The sequence below is a fragment of the Psychrobacter sp. JCM 18901 genome (assembly GCF_000586435.1).
Taxonomy (GTDB): domain Bacteria; phylum Pseudomonadota; class Gammaproteobacteria; order Pseudomonadales; family Moraxellaceae; genus Psychrobacter.
Window position 1 is genome coordinate 228,586 of sequence record NZ_BAWH01000001.1, and the last position, 25,804, is coordinate 254,389.

18 protein-coding genes and 6 pseudogenes are annotated in these 25,804 nt (G+C 41.6%); 10 read left to right on the top strand and 14 right to left on the bottom strand.

Annotated features, from left to right (window positions below):
• Nucleotides 1-7: 7 nt before the first annotated feature.
• A complete protein-coding gene (gene petA, locus TT11_RS01135) occupies nt 8-592 on the bottom strand; it encodes a ubiquinol-cytochrome c reductase iron-sulfur subunit (RefSeq protein ID WP_057759305.1) in 585 nt (194 codons plus the stop codon).
• Nucleotides 593-1,113: 521 nt separating this feature from the next.
• A pseudogene (locus tag TT11_RS01140) lies at nt 1,114-3,057 on the bottom strand (ATP-binding cassette domain-containing protein).
• 231 nt (nt 3,058-3,288) lie between these two features.
• Between TT11_RS01140 and TT11_RS01145 the strand changes: the two are divergent.
• The 3 genes and pseudogenes from TT11_RS01145 (at nt 3,289) to TT11_RS01155 (ending at nt 6,674) form a co-directional block, all read left to right on the top strand.
• Nucleotides 3,289-3,546, top strand: coding sequence for a SlyX family protein (locus TT11_RS01145; RefSeq protein WP_102091271.1), 258 nt, complete (start codon nt 3,289-3,291; stop codon nt 3,544-3,546).
• Nucleotides 3,547-3,766: 220 nt separating this feature from the next.
• A pseudogene (locus tag TT11_RS01150) lies at nt 3,767-4,967 on the top strand (OmpP1/FadL family transporter).
• Nucleotides 4,968-5,345: 378 nt separating this feature from the next.
• Complete coding sequence (locus tag TT11_RS01155; RefSeq protein ID WP_261868806.1) at nt 5,346-6,674, top strand: outer membrane protein transport protein; 1,329 nt, start codon at nt 5,346-5,348, stop codon at nt 6,672-6,674.
• Nucleotides 6,675-7,235: 561 nt separating this feature from the next.
• Here the strand turns inward: TT11_RS01155 and putP are convergent.
• Nucleotides 7,236-8,756 carry a sodium/proline symporter PutP gene (gene putP / locus TT11_RS01160; protein WP_261868807.1) on the bottom strand — a complete coding sequence of 507 codons (1,521 nt, stop codon included), beginning with the start codon at nt 8,754-8,756 and terminating at the stop codon, nt 7,236-7,238.
• A gap of 436 nt (nt 8,757-9,192) precedes the next feature.
• Nucleotides 9,193-10,065: a LysR family transcriptional regulator gene (locus TT11_RS01165; protein ID WP_101205469.1), complete on the bottom strand. Its 873-nt coding sequence runs from the start codon at nt 10,063-10,065 to the stop codon at nt 9,193-9,195.
• 375 nt (nt 10,066-10,440) lie between these two features.
• On the opposite strand from TT11_RS01165, the pseudogene leuC reads away from it, so the two are divergent.
• The 7 genes and pseudogenes from leuC (at nt 10,441) to TT11_RS01200 (ending at nt 16,975) form a co-directional block, all read left to right on the top strand.
• Nucleotides 10,441-11,861: pseudogene (leuC, locus tag TT11_RS01170) on the top strand (3-isopropylmalate dehydratase large subunit).
• Between the two features lie 142 nt (nt 11,862-12,003).
• Nucleotides 12,004-12,654, top strand: a complete 651-nt coding sequence (gene leuD / locus TT11_RS01175; protein WP_102094926.1) for a 3-isopropylmalate dehydratase small subunit — start codon at nt 12,004-12,006, stop codon at nt 12,652-12,654.
• Between the two features lie 159 nt (nt 12,655-12,813).
• Entirely contained in the window at nt 12,814-13,551 is a 738-nt protein-coding gene (locus tag TT11_RS01180; RefSeq protein ID WP_261868808.1) for a hypothetical protein, read from the top strand.
• Between the two features lie 22 nt (nt 13,552-13,573).
• A pseudogene (leuB, locus tag TT11_RS01185) lies at nt 13,574-14,676 on the top strand (3-isopropylmalate dehydrogenase).
• A gap of 317 nt (nt 14,677-14,993) precedes the next feature.
• A pseudogene (locus TT11_RS01190) lies at nt 14,994-15,702 on the top strand (IS1 family transposase).
• A gap of 159 nt (nt 15,703-15,861) precedes the next feature.
• Nucleotides 15,862-16,167, top strand: a complete 306-nt coding sequence (locus TT11_RS01195) for a hypothetical protein (protein WP_261868809.1) — start codon at nt 15,862-15,864, stop codon at nt 16,165-16,167.
• On the top strand, nt 16,112-16,975 hold the full coding sequence (locus tag TT11_RS01200; RefSeq protein WP_261868810.1) for a L,D-transpeptidase family protein: 864 nt from the start codon (nt 16,112-16,114) through the stop codon (nt 16,973-16,975). The genes TT11_RS01195 and TT11_RS01200 overlap by 56 nt, the downstream gene beginning before the upstream one ends.
• A 272-nt stretch (nt 16,976-17,247) precedes the next feature.
• On the opposite strand, the gene infA is transcribed toward TT11_RS01200, so the two are convergent.
• The 10 genes and pseudogenes from infA to dinB all read right to left on the bottom strand — a co-directional run bounded on the left by infA (nt 17,248) and on the right by dinB (nt 25,769).
• The gene (gene infA, locus TT11_RS01205) at nt 17,248-17,469 is read right to left on the bottom strand and encodes a translation initiation factor IF-1 (protein ID WP_021814850.1); all 222 of its coding nucleotides are present in this window, start codon (nt 17,467-17,469) and stop codon (nt 17,248-17,250) included.
• Between the two features lie 120 nt (nt 17,470-17,589).
• Nucleotides 17,590-18,424: pseudogene (truA, locus tag TT11_RS01210) on the bottom strand (tRNA pseudouridine(38-40) synthase TruA).
• A gap of 43 nt (nt 18,425-18,467) precedes the next feature.
• Nucleotides 18,468-18,827 carry a hypothetical protein gene (locus tag TT11_RS01215; RefSeq protein ID WP_261868811.1) on the bottom strand — a complete coding sequence of 120 codons (360 nt, stop codon included), beginning with the start codon at nt 18,825-18,827 and terminating at the stop codon, nt 18,468-18,470.
• The gene (locus tag TT11_RS01220) at nt 18,824-19,480 is read right to left on the bottom strand and encodes an asparaginase domain-containing protein (protein WP_261868812.1); all 657 of its coding nucleotides are present in this window, start codon (nt 19,478-19,480) and stop codon (nt 18,824-18,826) included. Before TT11_RS01220 ends, TT11_RS01215 begins: the two co-directional genes overlap by 4 nt.
• A 248-nt stretch (nt 19,481-19,728) precedes the next feature.
• The gene (locus TT11_RS01225) at nt 19,729-21,390 is read right to left on the bottom strand and encodes a FimV/HubP family polar landmark protein (protein ID WP_261868813.1); all 1,662 of its coding nucleotides are present in this window, start codon (nt 21,388-21,390) and stop codon (nt 19,729-19,731) included.
• 51 nt (nt 21,391-21,441) lie between these two features.
• A complete protein-coding gene (locus tag TT11_RS01230; RefSeq protein WP_261868814.1) occupies nt 21,442-21,687 on the bottom strand; it encodes a hypothetical protein in 246 nt (81 codons plus the stop codon).
• Between the two features lie 49 nt (nt 21,688-21,736).
• On the bottom strand, nt 21,737-22,405 hold the full coding sequence (locus tag TT11_RS01235; RefSeq protein WP_261868815.1) for a FimV family protein: 669 nt from the start codon (nt 22,403-22,405) through the stop codon (nt 21,737-21,739).
• A gap of 11 nt (nt 22,406-22,416) precedes the next feature.
• The gene (locus tag TT11_RS01240; RefSeq protein ID WP_261868816.1) at nt 22,417-23,199 is read right to left on the bottom strand and encodes a FimV family protein; all 783 of its coding nucleotides are present in this window, start codon (nt 23,197-23,199) and stop codon (nt 22,417-22,419) included.
• 110 nt (nt 23,200-23,309) lie between these two features.
• Nucleotides 23,310-24,512, bottom strand: a complete 1,203-nt coding sequence (gene queA / locus TT11_RS01245; protein ID WP_261868817.1) for a tRNA preQ1(34) S-adenosylmethionine ribosyltransferase-isomerase QueA — start codon at nt 24,510-24,512, stop codon at nt 23,310-23,312.
• Nucleotides 24,513-24,683: 171 nt separating this feature from the next.
• A complete protein-coding gene (gene dinB / locus TT11_RS01250) occupies nt 24,684-25,769 on the bottom strand; it encodes a DNA polymerase IV (protein WP_261868818.1) in 1,086 nt (361 codons plus the stop codon).
• Between the last annotated feature and the right edge of the window lie 35 nt (nt 25,770-25,804).

The window sequence follows — 25,804 nt, forward strand, 5'->3', positions numbered from 1 at the left end:
ACTCATATTAAGCCTCCCCAACCGTCAAGATGGTACCATCCATACCATATTCTGGAACGGGTAAATTAAGTGGTGCAGGGACGCCGCTATACACGCGACCTGCTAAGTCATATTTTGACCCGTGACACGGACAGAAAAATCCGCCGTACCAATCATTACCACCTAAATCCACCGCGCCCACATCAGGACGGTAGTTTGGTGCACAGCCCAAATGTGTGCAAACGCCTTCGACCACCAATACGGTTGGATCTAAAGAGCGAGTAGGATTTTTGCAATATTCAGGTTGTAGAGACGCATCAGACTCAGGATCAGATAATAGAGGTTTGACTGACTCTAGTCCTGCAACCATGTCTTCGGTGCGCTTAACCACATAAATAGGTTTACCACGGTATTTGACGACGATCATTTGTCCATCTTCGATAGAACCAATATCTTGGGTCACTGCAGCCCCTGCAGCCTCAGCTTTAGCGCTTGGGTACCAAGAACGGACAAAAGGTGTCGCCACGGCAGCTACCCCAGCTGCACCAATCGCGGCAGTTGAGGCAATAAGAACTCTACGGCGTTGTACATTAACGCCTTCGGCTTGGCTCATTAATACTTCCTCCAGGTGAATGAAATGGGATTATCCCACACTGGGTTTGTGGCTTAGAAAATATACAATATCAAGCCACTTTAGCTGTGCCTAATTTTGCTAATTGTTGCTATTCTAAGCTATTTCGGTGATAAAATAAATTATTGCGTTAAAAATAAAGCAACCTCAATAGGACATATTAGAAGGTTGAATATGATAATCAAACCAAAACAGTTGGATTATCAACGCTTAACGCTAACTTTGCTTTAACAAGGATTATGATGTGATGACCTTATAAATAATAAGGATTTTCAGCAATAGCGAATGATACTTGAAATTAAGGTAATGTTCACTAACTTTCACCATCTAACTACTTTGTAAGTTGCTGTAAAACAAATATCACCACTCTATATAATAAAGTGGTGATGTCTTCATAATGATTAATAATGTTTTGTCAAACTATCAGGAACTTATTTATCGAAATACGCAATGCAAAGTACATATGCGATATTCCAATAAACTCAGCTAGAGAGTTGCCAATACTAGCCTTCAAGCTCGCTCCAGCGTTCAAGCTTGTGCATCATCTCATCTTCAATGGTTAAGAGACGCTCACTAGCAGCTGTCGCCGCATCAAAGTCAGTATTAAACCAAGAGCCATCGGCCAGCTTTTCTTGCAATTGAGCTTGTTCGGCTTCGAGTGCAGCGATTTCTTTTGGCAAGTTATCCAGTTCGCGTTGATCATTATAATTTAGCTTTTTGGCTGCCTTATTTGGTTTCGCTGCTGTGCCAGACTTGTTTGTCGCTTTATTGCTTGCTGCATTGTTGGCAGGTGCTTTGGCAGCACGAGATGCTTCTTCGCGGTTCTTTTGTACGAGGTACTCTTGATAACCACCTACATACTCATTAACCACTCCTTTGCCATCTTCATCTTCGCCAAACACCCACGTAGAGGTGACGACGTTGTCCATGAATGAACGATCATGACTGATCAGCAAAATCGTACCACCAAAGCTGGCGACTGACTCTTCTAATAGCTCAAGTGTTGCCATATCCAAATCGTTGGTCGGCTCATCGAGTACCAAAATATTGGCAGGTTTCAATAACTGTTTGGCCAGTAGTACTCGGTTACGCTCACCACCAGACAGTGCTTTAACAGGTGTGCGTGCGCGCTCTGGAGCAAATAAGAAATCTTGCAAGTAGCTCATGATGTGCGTCTTACGGCCACCAACTTCGACAAAGTCAGAACCTTCCGAAACGTTTTGCGCAACGCTCGCTTCAAGATCTAACTGATCACGCAACTGATCGAAGAATGCGATTTTCAGATTAGTACCTAATTCGACACTACCAGACTTAGTCACTTCATCATCAGACATATCGAGTAGGGCTTTAATAAGCGTAGTTTTACCAGCACCGTTAGGGCCGACAATACCAATCTTATCGCCACGCATAATAGTGGTCGTAAAATCATCTACCAAGACATTGCCATCATACTCAAGATGTAAGTTTTTAACTTTACAGACAAGCTTACCGCTTTTCTCGCCTTGGCCCATGGTGATGTTTACATTGCCCACTTGCTCACGGCGATCGCTACGCTCTTCACGTAAGGCTTTTAGTTCACGTACACGGCCTCATTACGGGTGCGACGTGCTTTGATACCTTGGCGAATCCAAACTTCTTCTTGTGCCAGTTTTTTTATCAAAGTTGGCATTGTTCTTTTCTTCAGCCTGCAACTGTAGCTCTTTTAGCTCTTGATAGCGCGCGTAACCACCTTCGCCTTGTGTTACGTCATAGCTGGTCAATTGGCCACGGTCAAGCTCAATAATGCGAGTCGATAGCTTATTTACGAATGCTCTATCATGAGTCACGAACAACAACGTCAAACCTTGCCAGTCAAGCAAAAAGCGCTCTAACCATTCTATACTTTCAACATCTAAATGGTTGGTTGGCTCATCTAGTAGTAGTACATCAGGCTTGGTAACTAGCGCACGAGCAAGTAACACGCGGCGCTTACGACCACCAGATAGAGATGATAAGTCGTCTTCTGGATTAAGGCCCATGGTCGTAATTAGACGCATGGCATCGCGTTCTAAGTCCCAGCCATGTACTGCATCGATATCATGTTGTAGGGTCGCCATATGCTCACAGGCATCCATATCGCCATTCGCACACATATCGACTTGCTTATTATAGTTAATGAGCAAATCAGCCGTGCGACGACTACCGCCCATAACGATGTCTAATATGCGACCACTGGTCTCGGGAACATCTTGCTCTAGCATCGCTACACGCATGCTACTGTTGGTAATAATCTCGCCACTGTCAGGCTGCAATGAGCCATTGATCAGTTTAAACAAAGTAGATTTACCTTCGCCGTTGCGGCCAATCAAGCACACACGCTCGCCTGTATTGATAGAAAAATCAATACCATCAAGAACAGGCGCGACGCCAAAGGCTAAGTGAATGTCTTTTAAATGAATCAGTGCCATAGAGTATCTTAAGCTTATATAATAGTGAGGTAGGGGTTGTTGCAAAATTGCCTGCAGTATAACATGCCACCGCGTCACTGTAGTGCGAGTAAATAGTTTTATCAGTACTATTTATTGCTTTTACTAACGGCTGCTAGTCAATGGCTATTATTATAGATTTATCGCTAATCTACAGCACCCCTTAATAATCCGTTCTTTCAATTTAATACTTACTACAATGTAGAGAAAAATATGAACCAATCTAAAACTACAACCGATACTTCTACAGTGCAAGATGATCTGCAAGCCCAAGTAATCGATTTGCAAATGAGCCTCGCGCACCTTGAAGTTACCGTCGAACGACTGGATGACGTAATCACGCGACAAGACAAAGATATTCATACGCTGCAACGTCAACTACAGCTGATTTATAAACAGATTGAGGGTCAAGATACGGAAAGTGGCATTGCACCATTCGATGTAATGGCAGACAGACCGCCACATTATTGATAAGTAAGATTTGGAAAGAAAATCTTTTAATAACGGAAAATATATACGTATTTTTATATATAGATACTGTTTAATGACTATGTGGTCATAACATGGGAATAATGTGTTTTTGTAGTTGTTTTAGTGTTAAAAAAATCTTTACTATCTTCCACCTCGGATACTGATTACCTATTAATACTGGGTAAAACAGTAAAACAATGCGGATGTTTGGAGATATAAAATGCGCCACACCTTTCATTTAAAAACTCTTGCAGTAGCTATTGCTACTCTTTCTGTTGCTAGCGTCGCTAGTGCTGCTGGCCTTGATCGCTCAGGCCAAGATATCACCGCATTCCTACAAGACGGCACTTATGCAGAAGCTGTCTACACTTATATCGATGCTGACGTTACCGGTAAAGATACCTCAGGTAATAAGATCGATGACATCGCAGAGTCTTATGACTTTTTCCGTTATGGCGTAAAAACAGATATCAACGATACATTCAGTGTTGGTATTTTATATGATGAGCCTTTCGGTGCAGCAGCCGATTATAGTGGTGATAATAACTTTGTAGATGCAAACGGTGAAGGTACTAATGTAGAAGTACGTACTGAAAGCATTACAGGTATCCTAGGCGCTAAATTTGGCGAAAATAAGAATTTCCAAGTATATGGCGGCCCAGTCGCTCAGCGCGTTGAAGCTGATGTAAAGCTACGTGGTCCAGCTTATAGTATTGCTAATGGTTATACCGCTCACATCAGTGCTGATCAAGAGTATGGTTACCTCGCTGGTATTGCATATAGCAAGCCTGAAATCGCATTGAAAGCTGCTTTAACTTATCGCTCAGAAATTGAACATAATGCGCAATCAGCTGAAGTTTATCCAACGCTGTTCTTTTTGGACTTCCAACAAATAGCGGTGAAAGTATTGAGATTAAGACACCAAAATCAGTAAACTTCGATTTCCAGACAGGTATCAACTCAACAACCTTAGCGACTGCCAAAGTACGTTGGGTACCATGGAGTGATTTTGCGATTACTCCATCATCGTACAATAACGTTAGTCAAGTATTGGCAACAATACCTCAAGGCGCGGGTATCCTGCTGAAGGCTTAGATTTGGTTAGCTATGATGATGACCAGTGGCAAGTAGAGCTAGGTCTTGCTAAGCGCCTAGCGCCAGCACTAGCAGTAAGTGGAACTGTTGGTTGGGATAGTGGTGCTGGTAACCCTGTTACCTCACTTGGGCCTACAGAAGGTTACTACAGTGCAGGCTTAGGCGCTAAATATAACGTTACTGAAAACTGGGCAATCTCAGCTGGTGGTAAATACTTATGGCTTGGTGATGCTGAAGGACAGATTCCAAGTAAAACAGTTGTGAGTGACTTTGAAAGCAACGACGGATTTGTACTTGGCGTGAAGGTTTCTTACCAAGCTCAGTAATTCACAACTTAGCTATATAGCAATTTTTTTTAAATGTTATTGATAAAAGAGCGATCCTTTATGGGTCGCTTTTTTTATAGGCAGTATTACAGTCATAGTGAACCCGTTTTATCCTGAGGAAAAACTCTCCTATGAACAAATACTTTTTTTAGAAAATTCACATTTAAAAGTAGAAGTAAACGACATTGTTTAATTTATATCTTATTTGTACTGTTCAGTCATAATCGAGAAATAAAGCACTTTAATTGTTGTTTTAGTGTCAAAAAGGCATTAGTATTCAACTTAGGACACGACTTTGATAACTTCAATGTTAAGCGCAGCAATGCTATATATTGGTTATCAAAGTAGTAATACAACAAGGACCGTTGGAGATATACAATGCGCACTACCTTTCACTTGAAAACCCTTGCAGTAGCAATCGCTACTCTCTCTGTCGCTAGCATGACTAATGCTGCTGGTCTTGATCGTTCAGGTCAAGATGTCACCGCCTTTTTTCAAGACGGTACTTACGCTGAAGCCGTTTATACCTATATCGATGCTGATGTTAGTGGCTATGATAGTTCCAATAACAACCCATTCGATAATACCTATGTACGCGGTAACAAAACGGGCGATATTGCTGAGTCTTATGACTTTTTCCGTTATGGTGTAAAAACGGACATCAATGATACATTTAGTATTGGCTTACTATACGATGAGCCTTTCGGTGCTGCGGCGGAATATAGCGGTGATAATAATTTTGTCGCAAATACAAATCCAGTTGACTCAGTTGGTGAGTTTGCTAATGATCCAGCACCTAGCGGGCCACTAGGTAATGCGATAGTTGGAGCTGAAGCTGGAACTGCTGGTGAAAACACTAATGTAGAGGTTCGTAGCCAGAGCTTAACAGGTATTCTTGGTATGAAGTTTGGTGCTAATAAAAACTTCCAAGTATATGGTGGTCCAGTAGCACAACGCATTGAATCTACAACGAAACTACGTGGTCTTGCTTATGGTCCAGCCACTGGTTATACTTCAAACAGTAACCCTGATATGGATTATGGTTATATCGCTGGTGTGGCGTTTAGTAAACCTGAAATTGCGTTAAAAGCAGCTTTGACTTATCGTTCCGAAATTGACCACGATATGCAAATCAATGAGAATTATCCATTAGCTACAATCATTGGCGGAAGTGGTACACCGCCACGCGCAATTCCAACTAATCGAGGTGGCAACATTGGTATTACAACTCCTAAATCAGTCAACTTTGACTTCCAGACAGGCATTAACCCTACAACGCTAGCCACCGCAAAAGTACGCTGGGTACCATGGAGCGACTTTGTCATCACGCCACCACTGTATAATGAAGTAAGCACTAACGCAGCACGCCCTGATGGTTTGAACTTGGTTGAATACGATGATGACCAATGGCAAGTAGAGTTGGGTCTGGCCAAGCGTGTCGCACCAGCACTTGCGATCAGCGGTACGGTTGGTTGGGACAGTGGTGCTGGTGATCCGACAACATCTTTAGGTCCTGTTGACGGTTACTATAGTGTTGGTCTTGGGGCCAAGTACAACGTGACTGAAAACTGGGCAGTGTCTGCCGGTGGCAAATACTTATGGTTCGGTGACGCACAAGGTCAGCTACCTAGTGGAAAAATCGTTGCTGATTTTGAAGACAATGATGGCTTCATCGCTGGTGTAAAACTGTCTTATCAAGGAAAATAATCTTTCTATATAATTGTTAAATAATAAAAAAAGCGACCTGTGACGGGTTGCTTTTTTTTATGGGCTTTCTATTAAGTATTTGACTGTTAGTTCTCAAGTATAGGTAGAACAGCAAATATAATCTTTATAGTATTAATTCATATAGCACGACTACATTTTATTTGCCTAGTTTAGCTTAGTGTCCATATACAGCAAATACCCTTGCATTTAAGAACCTATACGCACTCGTACCTTACCGAATGAGTTGTTAATAACGTAGCATACTTGAGGTACACAAGGAAAAGATCTAAATAGATAATCAAATGTGATATTAAGAAAAGAAGTATTGTTGATAAAGGCTTACTTCGTAAAAGTGAGCAGCAGTTGGAATGCCAAATAGGCTAGGACAATCTGGCTTAGTATATCCATCACAGAGCTATCCATACTACTGTCTCATTGATCATAAGTTCTCTTTGTTTAATACTGTAGTAGGTTAAATATACTAAATCGTTACTCATAAAAAAACCTCGCCAATAATGACGAGGTTTTTCTATAACAATAATCTTAAGATATTACGTAAACTTATTTGTTTAAGTTTAACTCCATCTCTTTGTACTTAGCAGAAACTGAAGGTCTTGGGCCACCAGTCATAATACTAACGGCAAAGATAGCGATAGTACTTAAGATAAAGCCTGGAACGATAGCATATAACCAGCTATTTAGTGCCATACCATCTACTTGGAAAGGACCATAAATCCATAGGATAACAGTCAACGCACCAACAACCATACCAGCAACAGCACCATTACGGTTCATACCACGCCATGTAAGGCTGAAGATAACCAATGGACCAAACGCAGCACCAAATCCTGCCCATGCGTTAGAAACTAGGTTCAATACTGAGCTATCTGGGTTAGACGCTAGCATAATGGCAACAATAGCAACGATGATAACTGAGATACGACCAACCAATACTTGGCGAGCTTCTGGTGCGTCTTTATCAAAGAATAGTTTGTATACATCTTTGGTTAGAGAGCTAGATACAACCAATAGCTGTGATGAGATAGTACTCATAATTGCCGCTAAAATAGCTGCTAATAGGAAACCTGAAACCAATGGATGGAACAAGAACTGAGTGAATACTAAGAAGATAGTCTCAGGATCGTCTAGCGTCATCGCAGTTTTTTTGTACGTAGCACGACCAGCAAAACCAGTCATTAGTGAACCAACCAGACTCACAACCATCCAGCTCATACCGATATTACGTGCGGTTGGCACATCTCTCACTGAACGAATCGCCATAAAACGTACGATAATATGCGGTTGGCCAAAGTAACCTAAACCCCATGCCATGAGTGAGATAATACCGATGACACTCATACCGCTAGTAACGTCTAAAAGGGTTGGATCAATGTTTCTCACCGCTTCTGTAGTGGCTGAAATACCACCAAGATCAGTAAAGGCAACGACAGGTACGATTACCATGGCAAACAGCATGATGACGCCCTGTACGAAATCGGTCATAGATACCGCTAAGAAACCACCGAATAGCGTATAAGCCACAACCACACCAGCGGTAACCCATAGGCCAGTACTATACGATAGGTTAAGTGAGCTTTCGAAGAGTTTACCACCACCTACAAGACTTGCAGCGGTATAGACGGTAAAGAATAGAATGATGACCACTGCTGAGATGACGCGTAGCATGTGCGACTTGTCTTCAAAGCGGTTGGCGAAATAATCGGGTAGGGTGATAGCGTTGTCAGCCACTTCGGTATAAACACGAAGGCGAGGTGCTACGATGAGATAGTTTAGTAATGCACCTAATGTCAAACCAAGCGCGATCCAAATACTGACCACACCATCGGCAAACATATAACCAGGTAAGCCAAGTAGTAACCAACCTGACATATCTGATGCACCTGCAGAAAGTGCGGTTACTGCTGGGCCTAAGTTACGACCCCCTAACATATACCCTTCAGTATCATTGGCTTGCTTAAAATAAGCGTAAACACCAATCCCAATCATCACTAAGAAATAGGCGCCGAGTGATATCAGCACGCCACTAGAACTCCGTTCATATAAATTGTCCTTAACCAACATGGTTGGCTGTAATTATTTTTTTAACTATAAAAGTTCTGTCCTACAAGGCGATGTCCAAAACAATATTTAAAGACAAAAAAGCCATTAATTAAGACATAATGGCTTTTTTTCAGTATCTTCTGTAGTTATATATGATTGATGTCGTTCTATGGCTAGCACTCATATAGAGATAGAGAACAATGGGAACATCGCATTCCACTTATCTATTGTTATTGCTCGCATCTGCTATTTATATATGAGTATTAGCAACCTACATCATCAATCTAAACCATTAAACCTACTGTTAACCATCATATCTTACTAGAAGTATTCAATATATGACTATCAGTGTCCTTGTGGTAAATTTTTGTTATAAAAACAACGTCAAGCGTATTATAACGCATGAGAGTCACAAATGCGAATAGCTTAATGGTTAGACTGTTATAGCGAGCTCTTTTTATTCAATAGGCGCAAGTAAGTCTAGTAGAGCGGTCACGCTGCTAGATTGAGTTAATTTTGGATTGATGACCACACCTAGATAACGCTGTAGCTCAATATTGTCAGCCATATCGATACGTTCCAAGTCTTGACTGACCATCGTTTGTGGTAGTACTGACCAACCAAGACCAACAGATACCAGCATACGGATAGACTCAAGAGGGTTGGTGCTCATCGTGGCATAAGGCTTCAGATTGTGCTTGGCAAACTCAGCCAAGGTAATCTGACTGGTAAAGGTATTGGCAGAAGGCAAAATGGCAGGATAGCGCGCTAACTGCTCCAACGTCACATTAGATTTAGTAGCCAAAGGTGATAGCGTACCCGTCATAAAATAAAGAGGGTCTGACCAGAGCGTGTGATAGGTTAGCCGCTTATCGTAGACAGGTGGAAGCGTAACAAAGGCTAAAGACAAATCACCATCTAGTACTGCTTTATGAGCTTTTTCAGAATCTACGAAGTGTACTTCTAACTGAACAGCTGGATAAGCTTGAATAAAGTGTTTAAGGACAGGTGCTAAATGATGTAGGCCAATATGATGGCTAGTACCAATGACTAACTTGCCAGAGACGATATGCTGAGAATGCTGCAAGTTGATTTTAAAGTTCTCATAATCTTCTAGCCAACGCTTGGCATGAGGTAGCATTTCGCTAGCCGCCTGAGTAGGCACAATCCCGCGTCCTACCGTATCAAACAAGGTAATGTTAAACTCGTCTTCTAAGTTCTTGATGCGTTTACTAACAGCAGGCTGCGTGATAAATAGCTTTTCTGCGGCGCCTGAGATACTGCCAGTGTGCATAACGGTAACGAATGTCGTCAAGTTTGTGGTGTTCAAACGAATGTCCTTAGCTACTTTACGAGCTATAAATAAAAGTTGGCTGACCCAATCACAACGTATTAGAAATAAAAGTTTGCGTCTGGTTAAAAATCATCAATTATTATTATAGGATTTGCCTGCTATAATCACAAGACATCGAGGCGTATTGTGACATATTTATTCTAAAAAAATTGGCTATTTGCCATTTAAAACGTATTTCAAGCGTTAATTTTAGTCATATGTCGGGTCTCATAAAGAAATAATATTTAAATCTTAGATACGACAGTAATTATTAAACATTATAGATAGACAGAGCATTTACATAGAATCTTAGCTTGGCAATGTGCAAGTAAGTAAAAATTCAGTAATTAGTAACCTATAAAGGATAGCAACATGGCTGGTCAAACGTTATATGACAAACTTTGGAACGCTCACGAAGTCACTAAGCGCGACGATGGTTCGAGCCTGATTTATATCGACCGCCACCTGTTGCACGAAGTGACGAGTCCACAAGCATTTGAAGGGTTGGAATTGGCAAATAGAGCGCCATGGCGTTTATCGGCTAACATTGCCAGTCCAGATCATAATGTGCCGACCGTCACTAAAGAGCGCCTAGAAGGGGTGCCTGGGATTAAAGACAAGGTATCACGCTTGCAGGTTGTCACTTTGGACGATAATTGCACCAAGTTTGATATTGCTGAATTTACTATCAATGATGCCCGTCAAGGAATTTTGCACGTGGTCGGTCCTGAGCAAGGTTTGGTTTTGCCAGGTATGACGGTTGTTTGCGGTGACTCGCATACAGCGACTCATGGGGCGCTTGGCTGTTTGGCTCATGGTATCGGAACCTCCGAAGTTGAGCATGTATTGGCAACGCAGTGTTTGATTCAAAAGAAATCAAAAAAAATATGCAAATCCGTGTCACTGGTCAACTTGGTGCTGGCGTCACTTCAAAAGATGTGGTATTAGCTATTATTGCGAAGATTGGTACAGCAGGTGGAACAGGACACGCGATTGAATTTGCAGGTCAAGTGTTCGAAGACATGAGTATGGAAGGTCGTATGACCGTCTGTAATATGGCGATTGAGGCAGGCGCGCGTGTCGGTATGGTTGCAGTCGATGACACGACAATTGACTATGTCAAAGGTCGTCCATATGCGCCAAGCGAAGCACAATGGGAACAAGCGGAAGCCTACTGGCGTACACTATATTCAGACGATGACGCGGTATTTGATACTGTAGTGGAAATCGACGGTAGTCAGATTGCACCGCAAGTATCTTGGGGTACATCGCCTGAGATGGTGGTAGATATCACGCAATCTGTACCGACACCAGATCAAGCTATTGATGAAGCTCAAGAAGAAGGCTGGTTACGCGCTTATACTTATATGGGGCTAGAAGCTGGTCAGAAAATTACGGATATCCAACTTGATCGTATATTTATCGGTTCATGTACCAATTCACGTATCGAAGATTTACGTGATGCGGCAGCGGTAATCAAAGGTCGCAAAGTTGCTGATAACGTAAAAGAAGCGATCGTTGTTGCAGGCTCTGGACAAGTTAAACTGCAAGCAGAGGCTGAAGGCTTGGATACGTTATTTACTGAAGCTGGTTTTGAATGGCGTGAGCCGGGCTGCTCGATGTGTCTTGCGATGAATGCAGACAAGCTTGAGCCGCAAGAGCACTGCGCTTCAACGTCTAATCGTAATTTTGAAGGTCGTCAGGGTAATGGTGGTCGTACGCATTTGGTAAGCCCAGCAATGGCAGCTGCCGCCGCGTTGGCAGGTCATTTTGTAGACGTTCGTACGTTTTAAGTCTGATAGTAAGTAGCTGACATCATGCTTGTATGAACGATAAATATATGAGCATGCTGTCAAAGATGGTAAAAACTTATTTACTATTTAACATGCTTATCAAGATCATCAGCCAGCAAAAATATAATTGATAGGAAATTTTATGCAAGCTTATAACACCCAAACAGGTATCGTTTGCCCGTTAGATCGCGCAAACGTCGATACCGACCAAATTATCGCAAAACAGTTTTTAAAGTCTATTAAACGTACAGGTTTTGGCGTAAATCTATTTGACGATTGGCGCTATCTTGACGAAGGCTATCCTGGTCAAGACAACAGCACACGAGTCATCAATCCAGATTTTGTATTAAACAAACCACGTTATCAAGGTGCTACTATCTTACTAGCACGTAGAAACTTTGGTTGTGGCTCTAGTCGTGAGCATGCACCTTGGGCACTTTCAGAGTATGGTTTCCGTACGGTAATTGCGCCTAGTTTTGCAGATATTTTTTACAATAACTGTTTCAAAAATGGCATGTTGCCGATTGTGTTGGATGAAGCGATTGTAGATACGTTAATGAAGGCGACTTTTGAAAACGAAGGCTATGAGTTGACCGCGGATCTTGAACGTCAGGTCGTTATCACACCAACAGGTGAAGAGTATGCCTTTGAAGTAGATGCTTTTCGCAAACATTGCCTATTAAACGGACTGGATGATATTGGTCTAACCTTGCAGCAAAGTGATGCTATCAAAGATTATGAGCAACAAATGATGCAAAAAACACCGTGGATATTTAACGACGTACGAGCGTAGAAGGTCATTCTATAATCTACTGCTAATAAAATATGAGTAGTCGCAACGCAGCGTTGAGTTATGGCGGTGAACTGTCTAAAATGAAGAATAGTTTTTCACTACATTTTATTATCTCTCTTGAATAGTAGCCGCCATTATGAATACAAAACGTTATGCTCTATGGACAAGTACAATTGTTGCTGCAAGCTTATTATTGTCAGGCTGTCAGCTATTGACGGGCTATCAAAAATAAATGAAGCAGAGAGTGCCGAGGCATGGGTAGGTAAAATTAAACCTATCGCTGGTGAAGTAAATATTGCATGTGTGGGTACATATCATTGCGAAATTGTGCGAATAGATAAAACACTCGTTATCGCGCCCAACAGTCACGAGCCAATCAATCCTCAGATTATGACAACCTTACCACGTCAAGAAGGTATGGCAAAAACATCGATGAATATGGATATGACACCACTCGTCAATAAAAGTGCCATAAAAGTTGTGCCGTTAGCGCCTTCGAGTATGCCAGGATTGACCAACTACTATGCACGGGTTATGCCTGCCAAGCACGAGGTTCATGTTAATTTTTATCCAGAAAATAACATGGGCTATGTTGAGCGTTTTGCGATGATTCATGATTTCACTGAAGCAGGTACTTATCAGTTGCGCGCTTATCAAAAAAAGAACACCGAAAAATCAGGCAGTCTATTAGACACAGCATCACCTGAGCCTTTATGTATTGAGCTATTGCAAGGTACGAAAGTACAGCGCCGATTCTGTAAGCAACTAGACGCTGAGCATCAAGGCGAGTTTGTAGAGACTGGTATGGCCAAAGCAGTAATATCGGCACCCAAAGCCAAAAAAAATGGCAGCATAAAATATGAGTATAAAAAGCTCAAAAATATAATTAACCAATAAAAATATTTCCAAAAGGATCAGTATGGCAACGATTTTAACATTAGCGGGTGATGGTATTGGCCCTGAAATTATGACCCAAGCCATTGACGTACTCAAAGCTGTCAATGATAAGTTTTCACTTGATTTAACGCTTGAGTCTGGATTGATTGGCGGTGTGGCTATTGATGCAACTGGTGAGCCTTTACCAGATGAGACATTGGCCCGTGCTCGAGCTGCAGATGCCGTATTGCTAGGTGCGGTCGGTGGTCCTAAATGGGATGCAATCGAGCGTAGTAAACGCCCTGAGCGTGGTTTATTGAAAATCCGCGGTGAGCTTGGTTTATTTGCCAACTTACGCGTAGCCAAGCTCTATTCACAGTTGCTAACGCCTCTAGTATCAAACCTGAAATTATCTCAGGTTTAGATCTATTGATCGTTCGTGAACTGACAGGCGGTATCTATTTCGGTGAGCCTCGTGGTATCCGCACACTAGAAAACGGCGAGCAACAAGGCTATAATACGATGGTGTATAGCACAAGTGAGATTCAGCGTATTGGTAAAGTTGCCTTTGAGTTAGCAAAAACGCGTGCGCAAGCAGCAGGCACAGCAGCTAAGGTATGTTCAGTTGATAAAGCCAATGTGTTAGAAGTCACCGAGCTGTGGAAACAGACGATGATCGAGATGCAACAAGCTGAGTATAGCGATGTGGCGTTATCACATATGTATGCTGACAACGCTTGCATGCAGTTGATTAAAGATCCTAAGCAATTCGATGTCATGGTGACGGGAAACATGTTTGGCGATATCCTATCTGATGAAGCTGCGATGTTGACAGGCTCTATTGGTATGTTGCCATCAGCGAGCTTAGATGAGTCAGGTAAGGGTATGTATGAGCCGTGTCATGGTTCTGCGCCTGACATCGCAGGACAAGATAAAGCCAACCCATTAGCGACTATCTTATCTGTTGCTATGATGCTGCGTTATACCTTTAAACAGGAAGATGCGGCACAAGCAATTGAACAGGCAGTTAGTGATGTGCTTGATGACGGTCTACGTACGCTAGATATTTTAGATAGCAGTGAAGCTGGACTTAAGCAGGTAGGCTGTAAGGAAATGGGTCAGGCGGTCTTGGCCAAACTGATATAAGTTAACTTGCGTTTAAAGGCTATTCCTATATAGCATTTTCCACAGTCTCATTTTGCGTGTTATATACCCATAAGCTACCAAGTGGCTTATGGGTTTTTTATCGTTTATCTGTTAGCCAAGCTTATTCATAAGCGCCTTATTAACAGAGACGCTGTACAACGAAGCGCCTTTTAACACAAAGCTGTTATATGCTCACAAGGTAATATGACAATATTGATGACTCGTAAAAGACTTAAAATCTTTGGTGGTGTATCAAAAAGTATGCTGGGGTAATAAAGGAAGAGTGACAGCCGAAGCAAGATGATATATTTGAGGTTATGAAGATACAAATACAGATCAATTGCCCCGACTGTCATAGTCCCAGTTTAAAGAAAAATGGCATAAAAAGCTATGGCAAGCAGAACTACCAATGTAAGGACTGCAAACGTCAGTTTATTGGCGATCATGCGGTAACCTATAACGGCTGTCACTCTAGAATAGAAGATCTCATACGACTGATGACTGTTAGAGCTGCGGTGTTAGAGACATAGCCGTTATAGCCAAGGTTAGCATTGGTAAAGTACTTGGCACCATAGGCTCATCTGTTTATAAGATCGCGCCTAAGAAGCGATATTATGAACGCTTAGAGGTTGATGAGTTCTGGACTTACGTGTATCGCAAGAAGCGTAAAGTCTGGCTCATCTACGCTTATGACCGGGCTACTAATGAGATTGTCGCTTATGTCTGGGGCAAACGTGACTTAAAAACAGCTAAGAAGCTAAGAAGCTAAGAGTACGTCTTAAGCAACTTACAGTCAGCTATGACTCGATTAGCATGGATAACTGGGACAGTTTTATAACCGCCTTTAAAAGTGATAACAAACGAATTGGCAAACAGCATACGATAGGGATTGAAGGCAATAACTGTCGTCTTAGACACCGATTGCGTCGGGCGGTTAGAAAGACTTGTTGCTTCTCAAAAAAGCTTGATAATCACTTTAAAGTATTCGATCTGGTGTTCTTTTATGTCAATTATGGCTACGTCTGATGCCAGCATACTTTATTAGAACACCACCAAATCTTTTACTTTTGGCAAAAATATAATAGTAAAAAACTAGATGACAGAGGTAAGTTCTAAAAATACAAAAAAACTGTAGTATTTGAAAACTGAAAATAATAATAGAATTTATTAAATGAGGAGTGTTACATGTATCAACTAACAAGAATCAGTAAAGCATTAACAGTGATTAGTATCTCTAGCTTACTATTCATGGGGCAAAGCATTGCAGCAGAGACAACGGATAGTGTGAACACAAATAATAGCGTCAAGGCTCCGGCAGAAGTCAGTCCAGTGACTAATGGCGTAAGTCAAAAATTAACAGGAGATAGTAAAGCTGCGACTTCATTGAATAAGCTACTGCCTACTATTAAATACACAACTGAGAACTTATCTGACAATGCAAAAAAAGATAAACAATGTCACTTGGACGGCGGATGCAGAGATCGATCGTAATATAGGAACAAAGCTGCAGGCTCTATTAAACTGGCATCATAACGGAGTAGGGCCTGTCGATGGCTACTGGGGCAAAAATACTCGCAAAGCCATGCAGGCGTTTCAAAAAGCGAATGGTTTAGACGTAACCGATACGTTAAACGCTGAGACGTGGCAAGCGCTGACCAAAAATGAGAAGCTCACGACTCAACCAGTACTAGTCAGTTATCAGCTTACTGAAGCAGATGTGAATGTCAAAACCACAACCATACCTGCTGATTCTGTTGCCAAATCCAAGCTTGAGGGAATGTACTACGAAAGTCTTACTGAGGCGTTGGCAGAGAAGTTTCATATTAGTGAAAAATATTTAAAATCGCTTAATCCTGATGCCAGTTTTACTGCGGGTGAAATCATCACGGTATATAACCCTGGTAATCCTAATACCAAGCCTGTGCATCGCGTCGTTGCTGATAAGGCCACTGAGACACTCTACGCTTATGATGAGAACAACAATTTGATCGCTAGCTATCCGACGACAGTGGGCAGTACAGCGACCCCATCACCAACAGGTACTCATACTGTCAAAGTAAAGGTGCACGAGCCCAACTATACTTATACGGCCAATGACGGTAGCAAGTCTATCATTCCACCAGGTCCTAACAATCCAGTAGGCTCAGTATGGATTGGGCTTAGTAAACCAACTTATGGCATCCATGGATCACCAGATCCTGCTCGTATCAGTCGTCAAGCATCAGCAGGTTGTGTGCGTTTGACCAATTGGGACGCGCTTAGTTTGCTCGGAGTCATAAAAAAATGGTGCAACTGTTGAATTTAGTTAAATGCGATAGTACTAAGTCATAAAAAAAATAGACGAAAAAAATACCGCTAAAATCTAGCGGTATTTTATGGTAAGTAGAAACAGTCAATTACTAAATAACTAAAATATTGATAGGCAATAATGAGCAGATTAGCATTTTCATTATTATTATCAGTTTCACTACCCAAGCGTCATATCAGCTATCAGCGATAACGTAGCTATTCGGCTATTGACTGTATCTTACCAATGCTAACACTTTCATAACCATATTGGTCAGTCAGTATTTAGTTTTTACCACGGTAGGTGATACGGCCTTTAGATAGGTCATAAGGTGTCATTTCAACTTTAACCTTATCACCTGTCAAGATACGAATATAATGCTTACGCATCTTACCAGAGATATGCGCGATGATTTCGTGCCCGTTTTCTAAACGAACTTTGAACAAAGTATTAGGAAGGGTATCAATGACTTCGCCTTCAAATTCAATAATATCGTCTTTTGCCATAATTTGTATCAATCAATTAAAAAATAAGCCCATATTATACGTAAGTTAGTGGATTAAAGCAATACGAACCTGCTTTTGACTTGACAGCATGTAAGTGATATGTATGCCAAACTATAACGCTTAATCAGGCAAATTTAACCAGACAGGCGTTAACGGTGCATTTGGCAATAAGCTTTGAAAACGTTCAGGATAATAAGCATTGATAAAATACAATCCATCACCTGAAGCGGTTGGCGGTGCAATCGTTCGATCTTTTTTTCTGCAAAATATTCAAAAAGTCTGCTGGCTCTAGCTCATGTCTACCAATGGCATACAATGTACCCATCAAATTGCGAACCATATGATGTAAAAACCCATCTGCTTGTATATCGAAAACGATAAATTGACCATGAGCAAAAAGGTTGGCATGGCTAATCGTACGCACTGGTTGATTGGATTGACAGGCTGCAGCACGGTAACTGCTAAAATCGTGTGTACCGACGATATCAGCTGCTGCTTGCTGCATGGCTTTCAAATCAAGCGGCTCATAGATATGAGTTACTTGATGATTTAGTATGGCAGGGCGCTGTGCTTGATTGAGTGTAATATAACGATAGCGACGAGCAATGGCACCAAAGCGCGCATGAAAGTCAGCTGGCATGGGTTGTATCCAGCGTAGAGCAATATCATCGGGAAGTAGGCTGTTTACACCGCGCAACCAGTTATGAGTTGGGCGATACGCATGAGTTGTAAAATGGGCAATCATATTGCTAGCATGGACGCTGGCATCAGTACGCCCAGCTGCGATGACTTCTACAGGCTCATTAGCCACTTTGCCGATAGCTGTCTCTAAAGCTTCTTGTACACCCAAAACCTCTCGTTGCCGTTGCCAGCCATGATAATGAGTTCCTAAGAACTCAATAGCAATCGCTAAAGTGTAGGTTGGTTCAGTTTCAATAATTTCAGTCTCAGACATTAGGGTTTCTAAACTTATAAAATGGGAATTAATTAAAAGTCACTTATCGCTTTTTGATGCTAGTACCAGTTTGATTGACATTATTCAACCAACGCTGTCTGCGTCTTGCAGGACTATCATAGCGAAGTAGCAACCATAGTAATCGGGCATAAATAGCAGGTATGGTCAAACGTCCACCAGCAATGACATGATGCTCGTACTGCCAACTGCCTGCTGCATAGCTATCGCTGACGCCACCAAATGGACATTGACTGGCTGATATCACCATATGTCCACGTTCATGAGCAAGGGACAGTGTCTCTGCTAATGCAGCTGAATAAGGGATGTTACCGGCGCCAAATCCTAATAGAATAATGCCACATGGTGGCTGCGACAATAAAGCTTGTAGCTGGTTGTTTATCATCGAACATCGTTAGGTAGGCAATATAGCGCATGAACACTTGCGTTTTCAGCACGTGTTTTAATACTGGACAGCAAGTCTTGTTGGTCATCGAGCCAATGTTGCCTACGCGTGTCAGGTAGATTTTTTATATAGCTATTGGCTGGATAAGCGGCGCGGGAATGACCAGTAAATGCCATCAGATCATGGCTGTGAATTTTTTGTACCGTTTGAGCAGGCCATGATTCGCCGCTAAAACTAATTTTCACGCCTGATTCACCCGCAGCGGCTAGTTTTAATGAGTCGTTGAGATTGCCCCAAGCATCGCTATGTTCATCGATGTTATAGGAATGCAATATCTCACTGTCTAATAATGGACGCATACTTGCGGTCAAAACAATACAGATATCACTACCTGCAAACGCTTCTGCTAAAAATGCGCCTAAGTAACTCAACGTATCCGTGCCAGTGATGAGTACAAAGCGTCTATCACCTTTGGCATAGGCATTCAGGAGTAGTTGATAGAAATGGGTAAAATCGACAGGGGTAAGCTGGCTGCTGTCTTTGATCAGGGCGTTTTCCAACCATGAGACGGTCGGTAAGTTATTCGTACTGTCTTGCGCGGACAAAAGTTTTTGTAGAGTAGGCAAAAACACTTCTGCTGATAATGGCGCCAATGGTCTGCCATAGCTACCAAAGGTACCGCCAGCATAAATCAGTTGAATAGGATCGGATAGTTTTTGAGCATAACAGAAGATGGCATAGTATCAACACAGTAAACAATTATGGAAGAAAAGAGGCGCTAGAGGATTGAGCAACGATGGCTGAAGGGTTCAATAATAGATAGTATTAGAGTTAAATGCAAAAAAATCAGCAAGCATCCCGTGATTAGGAAGTACTTGCTGATAAGAGACTAGACTATTGACTACGCAGTACGTTCAAGTAGTAACTGTGCTTGCTGTTTCTGTTCACTATTACCTTGAGCTATCACCTCATTGAGTAGACGCTTTGCACTGTCATATTCACCCAGTTGCAGATATTGATCTGCCAAGTCTAAAGTCACTTGATTACTGTCTAGTGACTTTACGAAATCAAAATCTGCTGCGAACCGTGATGAGAAATCTTCTGCTGACTCAGTCTCTTGAGGCGTAATAGGAGTGTCACTCTCAACTGGTGCAGCTGTAGAGACTGGGGTAGTGGTCGACGGAGTGTCAAATAGAGAATCAGCATCGTCAATATTAAAATCATCGTCTATCAGTGTATTGTCATCAAATCTCAATGGTGCAGCAGGTGCGATATTCGATTCTTCAACAACGCTAACATCATTAACCTCGATATCATCATTGAGTAATGGTTCCTCAAGATTAATATTTGCAAAGCTCTCTTCTTCAAGGGTCATACTCTCAGAAGCATTACTTCCAAAATCAGTATTTTCCAGAATGAAATTGTCAAAATCACTGTCGTTTTCAGTCGTAGATAGGTCGTCATTGGAGACAGTACTGATATCATCTGATGCATCTAGACTGCCCAAAGATAAAGCAAAGTCATCTTCACCGTTTTGGATAGTATCAATAGAGTGTGGTTCTGAATTCGTAGATATGTCATTAGTGACGACGTCGTCTTTGTCTGCATCGGCTGCTAAATCATCGAAGTCTAATATAAAGTCTTCTTCTAGTACTGCTTTCTCATTGTCATCATGTGAGAGGTTAGTGTCTATAGATGATTCATTCGAAGTATCATCAAATGAATCAAAGTCAAACTCAAAGTCACTAAGATCGTTAGCTTCGTTATTACTAACATTATCGTTAGCAGAGCTCTCTAAAACGTCGTTATTTACATTGTCCAATGGTGTGACAGGCATTTCACTTGTCGTATTAGGCGCATCGAAATCGTTCTCTAAATCGCTGAGAGTCAGATCAAAGCTATCATTCGGATTTTCGGTAATAGAACTAACATTATCGACTTTGTCTGATAACTCTAAGCTGTCGATAGGTTCATTTATTGCAGTATCGTTATTACTTTCTTCAATTGACTGGTGATCTACTGTATTAGTACTATCATTCTGACTAATAGGCAAATCGAAGTCGATAGCGTCAAAATCATCTTTGGCATTGTCCGTTGCCAGTGTTTGCGCAGCGGCAGGTTCTAATTCATCAAACGATAGATTTCTTATCTCGTCTGCTTGAGCGATAGTCTGACTGTCGTTATGATTTCTTATAGACTCATAAATATTATTAAAATCTTCTGGCTGATTTATCGTCGCGTATATGCTGAGTAGTTTAAGAGACAATACACTGTTATGAGGTTTTTCACTTAGACCACGTTTAATGGTTTCGATCGCCTTGTCATAGCGCTGCTGATCCACAAAACGCTGAGCAATAGTGATATGGTCAAATTTATGGCTATTGCTGACATTAGTGTGGGTAGGAGTATCATAGTCTACTTTTGGTGATGGAGTAGGCGTATCTTTTCTTGCATTAATAGGCGAAGGTGATGACGATTTCTGCGCCTTATTTTTGCGCAAGAATAAAGCAGCCACTAACAGAATAAGCGCCAATCCGGCGATGATATATAGCATATTGTCCATAGTTATTCCTACGCCTGTGATCACAATCTAATGTATGAATCAGTTAGGCAATTATTGATTGCGTAATTTTTCGAGACGAGCCTGCAGCTCAGCCAATTTTTGGTTTTGTAATTGAATTTTTTTAGTATAACTACTAAGAGTGCTACTGGTACTTGATAAACGTTGGGCCTGTGATGCTGCTTGTTGCCGCGATGCTTTGAGTGTCGCTAATATATCTGTACTCAAACCATTCCCTGTGTTTGATGCCGCTTTTGCTTGAGTGCCATCTGCATTGCCATCTCGCCCGGGCGCAAGCACAGAAAATTGTGCTTTTGATAAGGTTTGTGTTTTAGTTGTCGTGGCTTTTTCAGGGCGTTTGGCCGCTTGCGTACTTATAGAAGGTTTTTTTAAAAGGTCTTTGAGCTGTTTTTTGCACCGCCGCTGTATTTGCTCTGCGAATATACTGTCTTTGTGCATCGATGGCCGCTTCTAGATTTTTCTGTGATGGTATAACATCATAACTAGGCAAAATAAGCTTAGCATCTGCTTTTAATTGATCTGCGTCTTTATTGATAAAAGCATCAGGGTTTTGTGATTGAATTTGCTTCATCACGATGGAAGTATCTAGATTGTTTTCTTGCGCGATCTGCTGAGCAATAATCCATAGGCTATCGTTACGTTGTACTTGGTATTGATTAACTGTCGAACTATCTATTGCTATGTCATTTGAAGACGTATTATTAATAGCGCTGTTAGGAGTTCTCGACGTTGTATTGTCAATAGAAGCCGCCAAGACGCTAGTATCATTTTTCTCAGTATTGCTTGCGATGATGCTAGTAGTCGGAGTAGATACGGGTGATGTATCAGCATCTGTTTTTTTACGACTCGGCTGTATCTGCCGTGTGACTTGAATATTTAGAGTGTCGAGTGGTTTATCAATTAATACTTTATCTAATATTGGAGTGCTTTTTATACTTGCCTTATCGCTATCGTTGTCAATCGCTTTCGTAGGTTCAGTGCTGTTATTCGCACTCAAAGCACTGCTATCTAACGGTTCGATGAACTAAGACCGTTATCAGTATTCTTTGCATTACTGATAGTGTTTTTTATATCAGAATCACTATTTAAACGCCCATTATCAAGACGACTAGGCGCGTAAGTAAGGTTGCTAGTCTGCGAAGTAGCTGTCACTGTCGGAGCTTGTATGTTAGACACTGATCTAGAAATAGAAGAGTCAACTGTTGCTATGTTTGCTAGAGCTGGTTTATTTGCAGCAGCGTTAGATACTGACATTAGCGGCGGCGGTGCACCTTTTCTTACGGTTAACGGTTTAACTGTGCTTGCAGAAACACTAGGTAAATTAGGTTTTTTTGTACCTTTGACAATGTTTTCTGGAGTCTTATTAATCGGTAGACTATCGCTTAACGGCATTAATAATGTTTTTGGTACAACATTTTGCTGCCCATTATCATTGATCGATAACACCAAATCAGCAAAGGGCTTGGACACAGGCTGCGATGTGCTGATTAATACCTGACCACTGGTCGCTGAAGTTGCTTGAAAGCGCACTTGCATTGAATCGGTCGGCGTTAATCCCATCTGCTGATAGATAACTGGATTGGCCAAGCTCGCTGAAAAATCAGCCGCTCGTATGTCGGTGACCACGATACTTGCGCTCAACGGTTCATGCTGAGCTGAGCTAACCACTGTCTTACCGATAGTTGCCGCTTGTGCGCTTGGAATAATAGCGGCCAAACCTACAGAATAAAGTAATGCCATCGATACCGCGCGATGTACAGGAGTCAAGCGACGAGATAAATGACAAGACATGAGCAGTCCTTTACAAAATAAGTTATCTTTGCTGTTATAACAAAGTACGGTTTAGTTTACCAGTTTATTTCACAACTGTTGCGTCCAATGCATAAATGTTTATTTAATGTTCAGCTTATTTTCTTGTCAAGTAACATAGCATCACCATAACTAAAGAATCGATATTCTTTTTTAATAGCATGTTGATAGGCATGTTCAATCGATGCTTTGCCAGAAAAAGCTGATACCAACATTAGCAACGTCGATTTGGGTAAATGAAAGTTTGTTAACAGTCGATCAATGACACCGAATTTAAACCCTGGATAAATAAAGATGTCCGTGTCCCCTGACCAACTAGAGAGTGCTTGTCCATTGATAGCCGTTTTTTGATACGCCGTTTCAAGGACGCGAGTCACTGTGGTACCAATCGCGATGACCTTATTACCATTTGCATGCGTTTTATTAATCAGCTCAGCAGTTGCTTGTGGTAGATGTGCATACTCACTGTGCATAGTATGATTGAGTAGGTTGTCTGTTTTAACTGGTGCAAAGGTACCAGCGCCAACATGCAATGTCACAAAAGCAGTATTGATGCCTTTTTCTGAAAGTTTATTAAGCACCAATTCATCGAAATGCAAACTTGCTGTCGGTGCAGCGACACTTGCAAGCTTAGCAGGATCATGAAACACCGTTTGATAACGAGTATTATCAGTATCGTCAGCATGACGTTCAAAGTAAGGCGGGATAGGTAACTCACCGTAGAGTTCTAAATCAGGCAATATTGGCGCATCAAAGGCTAAAACAAATAAATTATCCTGACGGCCAATCATCGCGCCACTCATATGACGATCGGCAAGTTGAAAGCGTTGACCAAGTTTCAATGCTTTGCTGGCTTTTACATGGCAAAGGGCAATATGTTCTTGGTTGACTGACTCATTATCTGAATCTTCTAAATGCAGTGTTGTTATATCTAAGTCTGAGACAGTAACCAATCGCTCAATTAAAACCTCAAGTTTACCGCCAGTATCTTTTTGACCAAATAGACGTGCCTTCATCACCTTTGTATCATTAAATACAATAAGGTCTCCAGCGTTTAATAATTCAGGCAATTCAGAAAACAAACAGTCTTCTACAGGCGTAGCATTTGTGTCAGTGTGAGCAGGCAAGTACAAAAGTTTTGAAGCAGAACGCTGCGCTAATGGATATCGCGCAATCAAACGATCTGGTAAGTCATAGTCGTAATCTTCCACGCTTAGATAATCTAAGACGTCACTGTTGTTATTGGTAGTAAGTGGGGCATTAGAATCGGAAGATGCAGTGTGAGTGTTGGTCATAATTAGTCTTTAAATGGATAGAAATTTTGGCATAATTGTAGCAGAAATACTGCTACAAAAGGTTGCTTTACTAAGTAGTCACCGTATACAAAACTTGTTTGAATTGCTTAAATAGCCTAAGCGATAAGCTTTTAACTGTCCTAATGTTTGTTACGTTAGTCTTTGCTTATTTTACTCAAATAAATTTAATTGAGGCAATAGTTGGGCTGCAGGTGTCAATGACGAAAAAGTGACCCCGACTAGTCGGATAGGGAGCTGGCGCGGAATATCTAAGAATAACTTGTCTAACCAGTAATGAGCAGATTCAGCACTACTAAAAGCGGTGGTTAGCGTGTGTGTACGGGTAATCTGAGTAAAGTCAGCATACTTAACCTTGAGCGTTATAGTATGAGCGACGAGATTTTTTTTGTGCAGTTGCGCGAAGGCATCCGCGTTTTGTTCATAGATTTGTACACGTAACGCCGTGTCATCGTTTAGGTTTTCTCTAAAAGTAGTCTCCGAACCAACAGACTTATGCAGGCGCTCAGATTTGACAGCGCGTTCATCCCGACCATGAGCGATGTCATGATAAAACTGTCCTCGCTTACCAAACTCATTAATCAATACTTCGGCTGACATACGGCGTAGATCAGCACCATTAGTCACGCCCATCGCATGTAATCGTCTTGCCGTTGCTTTACCTATCCCATGAAATCGTTCAATAGGCAGTGTACTAATAAAAGCATCAGCGTCTTCTGGTGTGATAATAGCGGTGCCGTTAGGCTTATTGATATCAGAGGCAATCTTGGCCAACATTTTGTTGAAGGACACGCCAGCAGAAGCAGTCAATCCTGTATGTTGCAATATTTGTGCTCTTAACCAATTTGCCATTAATGTCGCTGAGCCTTTATGTACAGTAAGACCAGTGACATCGAGATAAGCCTCATCTAGCGATAATGGCTCAACATGAGGCGTTAAGCTGTACATGATATTGCGAATATCGCTGCTAACAGCTCGATATACTTCAAAACGTGGTCTGACAAATATGACTTCTGGACAACGTTTGCGAGCCTCATAACAAGACATGGCTGAGCGCACTCCAAACTGACGTACCTCATAGCTAGCCGCTGCTACAACACCGCGACCATTTGGATCTCCACCAACCACTAGTGGTTTGCCCCGTAATTCTGGGAAGTCACGTTGTTCTACACTGGCATAAAACGCATCCATGTCTATATGAATGATTTTACGTGGACTGGATGCTGTAGGAGTTTTCATGGTTGATATTTTACATCACTCAATACTTCTGTTTC